Annotated in this window: 7 protein-coding genes; 2 read left to right on the plus strand and 5 right to left on the minus strand. The window is 45.2% G+C overall.

Annotation, left to right across the window (positions count from 1 at the left end):
• Positions 1–98: 98 nt before the first annotated feature.
• The 5 genes from BCT81_RS21785 to BCT81_RS21805 all read right to left on the minus strand — a co-directional run bounded on the left by BCT81_RS21785 (position 99) and on the right by BCT81_RS21805 (position 6436).
• Positions 99–1337: a leucine-rich repeat-containing protein kinase family protein gene (locus BCT81_RS21785; RefSeq protein ID WP_102425814.1), complete on the minus strand. Its 1239-nt coding sequence runs from the start codon at positions 1335–1337 to the stop codon at positions 99–101.
• Between the two features lie 115 nt (positions 1338–1452).
• On the minus strand, positions 1453–3027 hold the full coding sequence (locus tag BCT81_RS21790; protein WP_102425815.1) for an ATP-binding cassette domain-containing protein: 1575 nt from the start codon (positions 3025–3027) through the stop codon (positions 1453–1455).
• 494 nt (positions 3028–3521) lie between these two features.
• Entirely contained in the window at positions 3522–4109 is a 588-nt protein-coding gene (locus BCT81_RS21795; RefSeq protein ID WP_102425816.1) for a TetR/AcrR family transcriptional regulator, read from the minus strand.
• Positions 4106–5542 (minus strand): coniferyl aldehyde dehydrogenase, encoded by a 1437-nt coding sequence (locus tag BCT81_RS21800; protein ID WP_086713539.1) that lies wholly within the window; start codon positions 5540–5542, stop codon positions 4106–4108. Before BCT81_RS21800 ends, BCT81_RS21795 begins: the two co-directional genes overlap by 4 nt.
• Positions 5543–5731: 189 nt before the next feature.
• Positions 5732–6436, minus strand: coding sequence for a class I SAM-dependent methyltransferase (locus tag BCT81_RS21805; protein ID WP_102425817.1), 705 nt, complete (start codon positions 6434–6436; stop codon positions 5732–5734).
• Positions 6437–6860: 424 nt separating this feature from the next.
• On the opposite strand from BCT81_RS21805, the gene speA reads away from it, so the two are divergent.
• Both speA and speB read left to right on the plus strand, forming a co-directional pair.
• Complete coding sequence (speA, locus tag BCT81_RS21810) at positions 6861–8768, plus strand: arginine decarboxylase (RefSeq protein WP_102425819.1); 1908 nt, start codon at positions 6861–6863, stop codon at positions 8766–8768.
• Complete coding sequence (gene speB / locus BCT81_RS21815) at positions 8768–9697, plus strand: agmatinase (RefSeq protein ID WP_102425818.1); 930 nt, start codon at positions 8768–8770, stop codon at positions 9695–9697. Before speA ends, speB begins: the two co-directional genes overlap by 1 nt.
• Positions 9698–9720: the final 23 nt, after the last annotated feature.

The raw sequence follows: 9720 nt of genomic DNA on the forward strand, positions 1-9720 counted from the left end.
AAGCAAAAAGCAAAAAGCCAACAGTGATGTTGGCTTTGTTGTTTCTTGGCAAGCTAACCGAGCGTTAGCATTCTATCAACTCGGTTTATCTGCTGCGTCTATGCTTCAAAGTTTGTTAAGTGTGAGTGCAGTTCACTTCCAACATCTTGCTTGACACAAACCGTTAGTAGGTCATCAATAAAGTACTTGAGAGCGCGAGCTTCGATACGTCGAATGCCTTGTTGCTGCTCTTCAGTCAGGTAACCGTAGATGGTCGCCGCTCCAAAATCACCAAAGATCATTTGGCCTTGTTCATTGACTAGGGTGTTGTGCGCATACAAGTCACCGTGACAAACCTTGTTGTCATGCAGGTGATTAAATACATCGATCATCTGAGTCACAATGTTGTCGATTTGCGAGATCGGAAGTTGGAAACCTTCAGGGAAAGTATCACGCGTGCAAGTCTCGAGTGTTGGTGGTAGCCCTAGGTTGTAGTAGCTGCTAGGAATGAGTTCCATCACCAAAGCTAGGTAGTCCTGTTCTTCAACTTGGGCGATAGATTTTACTAGGTTGCTATGGTGGCCTGCTTGAAGACACGCTTCCAGTTCATCATGTGGGTAGCCGTCACTAGTGACTTCGCCTTTAAACACTTTAACCGCCACTTCCTGTGGAAAATCGAAGTCGCTGTTTAGCCAGCTTGCATGCGAGATCACGCCAGATGCGCCTTGGCCAAGTACTTGATTCAGTGAATAGCTTTGAGAGCTAACCGCAGGCACGCTATCTAAGCTGCTAGGGTGTTTGCAAAACGGGTTACCCGCAAACGCTAGCCAAGCCAGTTTTGGTAGCTTGATAAGGAATTCTGGGAATTCAGTCAGTTGGTTTGCAGACAAGCGAACTAGTTCGAGGTTGGATAGCTTTTCCATACTCTCAGGTAAAGCGCGAAGCTGGTTACCTGCGAGTGCCAGTTTTTGCAGTCTTGGTCTTTCACCTAGTGAGTTCGGTAGAACTTCGATGGCGTTGTCGGTCAGGATCAACCAGCGTAATTGAGGTGGTAGAGATACTTCACTTACGGTTTTGATTTGGTTAGTCTTGAAACCGATCATTTCAAGCTTAGGAAGTGACCCAAGAACATCAGGAAGGTGCGTGAACAGGTTATTCGACGCAAAGACAATACGCAGGTGAGTAAGCTGTGATATCTCTTCAGGTAAGTCTGATAGCTGATTCCCCGAAAGGTCGAGAATCTCTAGTGAATCGGCGAGGTCCAAGATTTCTAATGGAAACTCAGTGAGACCTTCTGATAATTTTAAGCGCTTAATACCTTTAAGTTGCCCTGATTTTAATTGTTCTAGAGTATGCAAACCTTAGCCTTATGAATAGATGTTCGAGGCGCGTAGTTTACTTGTCTCAACCGAGAAAGGCGAGTATCCGCAACAATACTCGCCTATCTAAACTCAGTGGTTGTTGATATCAAGGTTAAAGCTGAATACGATTTTGGCTAACGTCGACCTCCTCAACAAAATCCAAGTCATGACTGACTAAGATAAAAGCTCCTTGGTATTCACGCAAAGCTGACGCCAATATCTGCTTTGAGTCGATATCTAAATGATTGTCTGGCTCATCAAGCAGCAGTAATGGGGAGTCTTGCTTATGACTGACAATCAACATCGCTAGCTTCATTTTCTCTCCACCACTTAGGTGAGCGACTTTGCGGTACACGGTATCACGCCTAAAGCCGATGCCTGCCAACAATGTTCGAGCATCACTCTCTGTGAGCCCGTCACTATGTGTCATGAGGCTATCGAACATGGTGTTATGGGGATCCAATAAACCAAAGTGTTGATCAAGGTACACCGTAGATCCTAAGCGTTTGATGGTACCAGTGTAGTGCGAGTGCTCGTTGTGAATCGCTTTCAACAGTGTCGACTTACCACAGCCGTTTGCGCCGCTTAGATAACAGCGCTCATCTTGTGACAGAGAAAAATTGATAGCAGTACCAGACCCATATTCAAGTCGGAAATCTTCAACAGTTAATAGCGCGTGCTTTTTCTTGCTATTACTCTGTTGTAAATACAAGGCCTGCGGTTTCAGTTGCTCTTTTTGTTCTTTTAGAGATTGAAGCTTATCTTGATTTTGCTCCTTTAAGTTATTTTGGCTAGTGGCTGATGCTGTTTGTGTTCGTCCGGCTTTGTCTTTCATTGCATCCAGTAAGATCTTGGGCTGACTGCCTGATTTTCGCAGTCGGTTTCCTTGCGCCTCTCGCTGTTGTGCTTTTTCTTTGTTGGCTTGAGCTTGGCGTTCAAGTCGTCTCTTTTCTGATTGATGATGAGCAATCTGTTTATCTAGTGCATCGGCCTGATTCGACATTTGTTTGAAGTAGTCATCGTAGTTTCCTTTATAGAAACGTAACCCCAAACTGTTGAGGTGGTAGATACCTTCCATGTGCCTCAACAGGCTTCGGTCATGGCTAACCATCAGTATTTTGCCTTCAAATTGTTGGCACTGTTCTATTAACCAGCTGCGCCCGTCACTGTCTAAATGATTCGACGGCTCATCGAGAATCAGTATGGTGTGGTCTGAAGTAAACAGTTGATGAAGCTGTAAAAGGGCAAGCTGCCCACCGCTTAGTGTATTGCATGGCGTGGTCAACTCGCTGGTTATTTTCAGATTGGCCAACAGCCTCTGAGTGCTTTCTTGCAAATCCCAATCGTCACCAACGATGTCAAAATGTTGATGCTCGCAGCTGCCTTGTTCGATAGCTCGCAAGGCATTGAGTTTATTCGTGATACCTAAGAAATCAGCAATGCTGATCGTGCTAGCCAAAAGTTCTGAAGGCAATTGTGAGTAGAAACCAATCGAGCCTTGTCTAGATACACTCCCAGATGTCGGCTGCACTTGCCCTGTGAGTAATGAAAGTAGCAACGATTTTCCGGCTCCGTTTCTTCCAACCAAGCCAGTCAGTCGCGAGTTCAAATTGAAGGTGACGTCTTGAAATAACCACTCACCAGTATCGAGCTGGAATGAGAGATTATTGGCTAAAATAGTAGGCATAAAAATACCTCCCTTTACGTATAAACGAGTAAAAGGGGCGAGGCGCTTTTCTGCGCAAGATCCAACTGGATGCTTGCAACAGATCGCCATAGGCGTTACTTAGGTAGATGACCAATGAAAGAGAGAAAGCGGTATTGAGATAGTTTCTGTCTTTTAGGTGTGCTCTGGAAGATATAGGCCGTAAACAGGCGGATCTTTAAGAGCTTAATTTGTCGCGAAAATAGATGACGAAGTAACGCCCACTAACCCCGAGTGTCCAAATGATTTTTAAAAAAATAAATCGGATGTCAGGATGTTAGTACTTCATTATGGCGTTATTCTCTTTTGAAATGATGGTGGAATGGTACTGAATACGGGCTTAGAAAGTCAACAGGGTGAAGTGATTAAAATGTACCCAAATAATAAAAGCGCCGATGAGACGCTTTTATTGATTCGATGAAACCTGACACTGCTAAATGGCAGGGTATTTAGCTTATAGCTCGCAGATAATCTAGCTAATAGGACGACTGAGCTTGACCACCAATAGCACGCCAGCACATATCAAAACTGTCGTTGATGTACTTTTCTGACTGCTCTGGCTGCGGCTCTTGTTGATCAATAAGCCAGTTCGCACAGATCAAAAAGTGGCTATGGATGAAGTGTCTCACGAGATTAATGTCTAACACCATCAACTCTTCGGCTTGCTGTCCTTTCAAAATGATGTCATCGAGTGACGCAAACATTTGCGAAACAATGACTTCACGAGTTTGAGTCGTTGGGTCAAAGTGCACATTGGTGAAGAACTTCATGGCGACTGGGTTTTCCAATGCCCACTCAATTCCGGTCATCCACATGAATTTAAAGGCTTGATAGCGATTTTGTTCAGCGATTTCGGTGTGCTGAGCCAGAGTAGAAAATAGCTCTACTTTCAATTCACGAAACAGTTCATCAATCAGTAGAGATTTGTTCTCAAAGTGATGAAACAGTGTCGCTTTCGCTACACCGGCGGTCTTCGCTATTTGCCCAGTAGATGTGCCCTCTAACCCTTGTTGGGAAAAGAGTAGGAGCGCAGCATCTAGGATTTTTTGCCTTTTTGTAATCATCGATTCAGTACTTTGAACATCATTTTCTTGATTGGGTTGTTGTATGGAGGGTGCATCAACTTAGTGAAGTTGATCTTGCCTCGAGTCAACACGGTTTTTGCATGGCTAAAGGTCTTGAAGCCTTCAATACCGTGGTAGTGTCCCATGCCTGAAGGGCCAATACCACCAAACGGTGCGTCTTCTGCTGCTACATGCACCAAAGAGTCATTGATACAAACGCCGCCTGAATGAGTGTCCGATAGGAATCGGTCTTGGGTTTTCTTGTCGTGACTCATTAGGTACAGCGCAAGTGGACGTTCTCTTGTTGTGATGTAGCTTATCGCTTCGTCAATTGAATCATACGGCACGATAGGAAGCACAGGACCAAACAACTCTTCTTGCATTGCCACCATGTCATCATTCACTTCGGTGAGAAGGTGCGGTGTCATTCTATGGTTCACGTCGTCTTGTGCCTGCTCGGTGACAGTGTGTATCACAGCACCTTTTGACTTCGCATCTTCAACTACACCTTTTAATCGATTGTACTGGCGCATATTAACCACTGAGGTTAAGTCTTTGCTCTCAATTCCTGCTTTATAAAGCTTCTTGAAGTAGCGCTTGTAAGCGGTGATAAATGCATCGACTTTCTCTCGTGGCAGCAAGATGTAATCCGGTGCAACACAGATTTGACCTGCGTTTAGACTCTTGGCAAACAAGATACGTTCAACCGCGTCAGCGACATCGAAATCAGGCGCAATGATGGTCGGAGACTTTCCGCCTAGCTCAAGTGTAACCGGCGTTAGGTTAGCAGCTGCCGCTTTCATTACGTGCTTACCAACAGAAGTTGAGCCTGTAAACAGGATATGGTCAAACGGCAGCTGGCTAAACTTAGCAGAAACGTCGGCTTCACCTTCGATGATCGCCACTTGTTCTTCACTGAAACCTTCGGCCAACATCGCTTTCAAAACACGGTTTGTTGCAGGAGTAAACTCAGACATCTTGAGCATTGCAGTGTTACCTGCAGCCAATGCTGTGATGAGAGGACCCAAAGAGAGCATAACTGGGAAGTTCCAAGGCACGATGATGCCAACCACACCTACCGGTTGATAATGCACAGTAATCTTGGCTGGTGTTAGCATCAAGCCGGCTTTTCGACGTGAAGGCTTCAACCACTTCTTCAGATTTTTATCACTGTAATTGATCTGGTGTAGGGAAGGGGTGATGTCAGCAATTAAGCTGTCGTGCTTTGCTCGATGGCCATAATCTTCAGATACCGCTTCAATTAACTGCTCTTGATAGCGCATTAATAGTTTTTTCAAGACTGAGAGATCATTTCGTCTCTGCTCGAGTGTTGGATTAACGTTGTTACGGTAGTGATCTTGTTGTCGGTTGAATATTTGATCCATGTCGTTGGTGCTCGACGTGTTTGGTTCAAGGTCTAGATTATGGCTCATAGTATCCCCTAAATTCGAAGGCTGACCGATTGGTTGGTCAGTTAAAATTACAAGAAGTTGGGATTGAATACAAGGTATGGCCGAGAAAAGTTTATTTTTTGTTCAGTTGAGCGGGTGCTGAGTTGAGATGGTTAGGAAGATAAAAAGTGCCTGTGACGTAATCAAAGACACACGCGATTTGCTTGCGGGTTAGGCTGAGACTTTCTCGCAACGCATAAAGATGAAGTTAACGTTTTTTGATAGGCGCTCGTACGTTTCTTCAGAGATGGCTTTGGCTTTCTCGTCGATTGTGCCTTCAGTGATTTGTGAAATCAGCAAGCCAGATTGGTTCACCGCTTGGCAAAGCTCTGTTAATGAACGTCGGTAAAAGCTTACCTGAACGGGTGTTCCGACCGTGTTCCACTCTTCTTGAATGAATTCGCGCTCAAAGTAGTTACCTGAAAGGGTGCACTCAAAATCCGCAAAAGGGTGGTGGGTGGAAAATACGATGTAACCGCCCGGTTTTAGAACGCGATACACGTCATCAAAGACAGGTTTTAGGTCTTCAATGTAATGCAGCACCAATGGACACACGATGACATCAGCGCTGTTATTAGCTTCCTTGGGTAAACCAAGAGCAGCATCTTGCGCGTATGCGGTCACATTGGGGATTTGTTTTCCGTTCACTAGGTCGACCATATCTTGAGACAGATCGGTGCACGTGACTTTGTTTGCACCTTGGTCAATAAACCATTGCGCGTAAATACCTGAGCCACAGCCAAGGTCGACAATGTCGAGCCCATTCACATCATCAAGTAAGGCTATGGTTGATGGGCGTTCCAATAGGGCATTATAAATATTATCGCGAGCAGCAGAGTCGTATTGCTTTGCGTAGGTGGTGTACATTTCGGACATGATTTAACACTCATCAATAGGCTTGGAATAACAGGATACTTGCTATGTTGGTGATAGCGAGAGTTGTGATAGGGAAGTGCCAATATTTGTCACAAACCTGACTTAACATCACCAAATTAGGCAAGAATTTTAGGTGTGAATGCTATTTTATTCACCTAATTTTTTATGAGAAAGTGCTTTATATTTAATGCGCTTCAGCCTGATTTTTGCCCTAAAACCTTGTAATTCCTTACCTGTCACTTTAAGTCGATCTGTCGATAAAAAAACGTAATCGTAACCACAAATATCAATGGTTGGACTCGCTCTTCATAATATCGGTTAATGCAGCCAACAAATCGTTTTTGAGCGTTTTTTGTTGGGTTATACCTCGCTATTCCAAAGAGGTATCTTCTGTCGATGGCCCTATAGTGTGAGGTCTCTAGAATTGGAAAATTCGGTTAATTTGGAACGCATCCGTGCTGAGTATAATGTAAAGCACTGGAGCCAAGGTTTTTATGGAATTGATGACAACGGTGAAGTGTATGTTTCACCAAGCGAAACCGATCATCAAGTTCCTCTAAGTAAGATCGTAAAACAGTTAGAGCAAAGAAATATTGGTTTACCTGCTCTAGTGCGTTTTCCTCAAATAGTGCATCAACGTGTGCACAATATCTGTAACGCATTTAACCAAGCGATTGAAGAATATCAGTACGACAACCGTTACCTACTGGTTTATCCGATTAAAGTTAACCAGCAAAAAGAGGTGGTTGATGAGATCTTAGCGAGCCAAGCTCAATTAGAGCAAAAGCAGCTAGGCCTAGAGGCGGGCAGCAAACCTGAACTATTAGCGGTATTGGCGCTGGCTCAAAAAGCGAGTTCTGTGATCGTGTGTAACGGTTACAAAGACAGAGAATACATCCGTCTTGCGCTGATTGGCGAAAAGTTAGGGCACAAAGTATTTATCGTTCTAGAGAAGTTGTCAGAGCTTGATCTTGTTCTTTCTGAAGCGAAAGCACTTGGCGTAAAACCTCGTTTGGGTTTACGTATTCGTCTTGCTTCTCAAGGTGCAGGTAAATGGCAAGCAAGTGGTGGTGAGAAGTCGAAATTCGGTTTGTCTGCATCACAAGTATTGACCGTTATTGAACGCTTGAAAGCAGAAGATCAACTGGACGTTCTTGAACTTGTGCACTTCCACCTAGGTTCACAAATGGCAAACATTCGTGACGTGCGAAATGGCGTGAGTGAAGCGGCTCGTTTTTACTGTGAACTGCGTGACATTGGTGCTCAACTGAAGTTCTTAGATGTTGGTGGTGGCTTGGCAGTCGATTACGACGGCACACGTAGCCAATCTTCAAACTCAATGAATTACGGCTTGCTTGAGTACGCTCGTAACATCGTGATGACAGTAGGGGATATTTGTAAACTCTACAATCAGCCACAACCTGTGATTATTTCGGAGTCTGGTCGCTCACTGACTGCGCACCATGCTGTGTTGATCACCAACGTGATTGGTACTGAAAGCTACTCACCGGAAGACATGGCAGCGCCAGAAGCAGACGCACCACTGTTGCTTAACAACATGTGGAAGAACTTCTTAGAACTCGATGCTGGTAACGACGACCGTGCGTTGATTGAGATCTACAACGACACGCAGAGTGATATTGCAGAAGCGCACAACCAATTTGCGACCGGTATGCTGAACCTTCAGCACCGTGCTTGGGCTGAGCAGATGTCTTTGCGTATCAACTACGAGCTTAGCTCTCGCATGAGTACTAAGAACCGTTACCACCGTCCAATTTTGGATGAGTTGAGCGAGCGTTTAGCGGACAAGTTCTTCGTGAACTTCTCACTGTTCCAGTCATTGCCAGACGCATGGGGTATTGATCAGGTGTTCCCTGTATTGCCACTGAGCGGTTTAGACAATGCGGATGAGCGTCGCGCTGTTGTATTGGACATCACTTGTGACTCTGACGGTACGATTGACCAGTATGTTGACGGTCAAGGCATTGAAACAACATTGCCAGTGCCAGCGTGGAACCCAGATGAACCATACCTAATGGGTTTCTTCCTAGTGGGTGCGTACCAAGAGATCTTGGGTGATATGCATAACCTATTTGGTGATACGCACAGTGTTGTGGTGAATGTTGATGAGAGCGGAGAAGCGAACATTGACTACATCAATGAAGGCGACACGGTAGAAGACATGATGCGTTATGTTCACATTGATATGGACCTAATTCGTCAGAACTACAAAGAATTGGTAACGGCGAAAGTACCAGCGCAAGAGCAGCAAAGCGTACTTGAAGAGTTAGAGCAAGGCTTGATGGGTTACACCTATCTTGAGGATTTTTAATGAACGATCTATTTACGAAACCAGATTACTCGCTGTACTCCAATGCGATGACATTTATGCGTCGCCCACTGGTTCAAAACCCTATCGACAACGACGCTGATGTGGTTGTTTTGGGTGCGCCGCTAGATATGGCGACATCTGGTCGCCCGGGTGCTCGCATGGGACCTGATGCGATTCGTCGTGCATCGGTAAACTTGGCGTGGGAAGGTAAGAAATTCCCGTGGGACTTCAATGTATTTGAACATACCTCGGTGATTGATGCTGGCGACCTTGTGTTTGATTGCGGTGACGCAGAAGACCTAACTCAGCGTTTGGAAGCAGCAGCTGATGCGATTCTAAATAGCGGTAAAACTCTGTTAGGTCTAGGTGGCGATCACTTCATTACACTGCCTCTACTACGAGCGTATGGTAAGAAGTACGGTGAGATGGCGTTGATTCACTTCGACGCACATACTGACACCTACAACCAAGGTAGCCGTTACGACCACGGTACCATGTTCTACCATGCACCAAACGAAGGCCTTATCTCGCCAGAACACTCGGTGCAGATCGGCATTCGTACCGAGTATAAGCAAGAAGGTCACGGCTTCAACGTCATTAACGCGATGCAAGCGAACGACATGAGTGTGGACGAGATCATTGCTCAAGTGAAAGGTATTGTTGGTGATAAGCCAGTTTACCTAACGTTTGATATCGATTGTCTGGATCCTGCTTTTGCGCCGGGTACTGGTACGCCAGTGTGTGGTGGTTTGAACTCAGATAAAGTTCTGAAAATTATCCGTGGCCTGCAAGGCATCAACATGGTTGGTATGGACGTGGTAGAGGTTTCTCCAGCGTACGACCAAAGCGAAATTACAGCGTTAGCTGGTGCGACGATTGCGCTTGAGCTGCTTTATGTTTGGACTGCAAATCGCCTCGCTAAATCATAATGTTTCATCGGTAACAGCATAAC

The organism is Vibrio sp. 10N.261.52.A1 (assembly GCF_002876325.1).
GTDB lineage: Bacteria > Pseudomonadota > Gammaproteobacteria > Enterobacterales > Vibrionaceae > Vibrio > Vibrio chagasii.

Bases quoted from the DNA above. Each gene is read 5' to 3' on its own strand.
- BCT81_RS21790 (WP_102425815.1), bottom strand. From the start codon at position 3,027: ATGCCTACTATTTTAGCCAATAATCTCTCATTCCAGCTCGATACTGGT.
- BCT81_RS21795 (WP_102425816.1), bottom strand. From the start codon at position 4,109: ATGATTACAAAAAGGCAAAAAATCCTAGATGCTGCGCTCCTACTCTTT.
- BCT81_RS21800 (WP_086713539.1), bottom strand. From the start codon at position 5,542: ATGAGCCATAATCTAGACCTTGAACCAAACACGTCGAGCACCAACGAC.
- BCT81_RS21805 (WP_102425817.1), bottom strand. From the start codon at position 6,436: ATGTCCGAAATGTACACCACCTACGCAAAGCAATACGACTCTGCTGCT.
- speB (WP_102425818.1), top strand. From the start codon at position 8,768: ATGAACGATCTATTTACGAAACCAGATTACTCGCTGTACTCCAATGCG.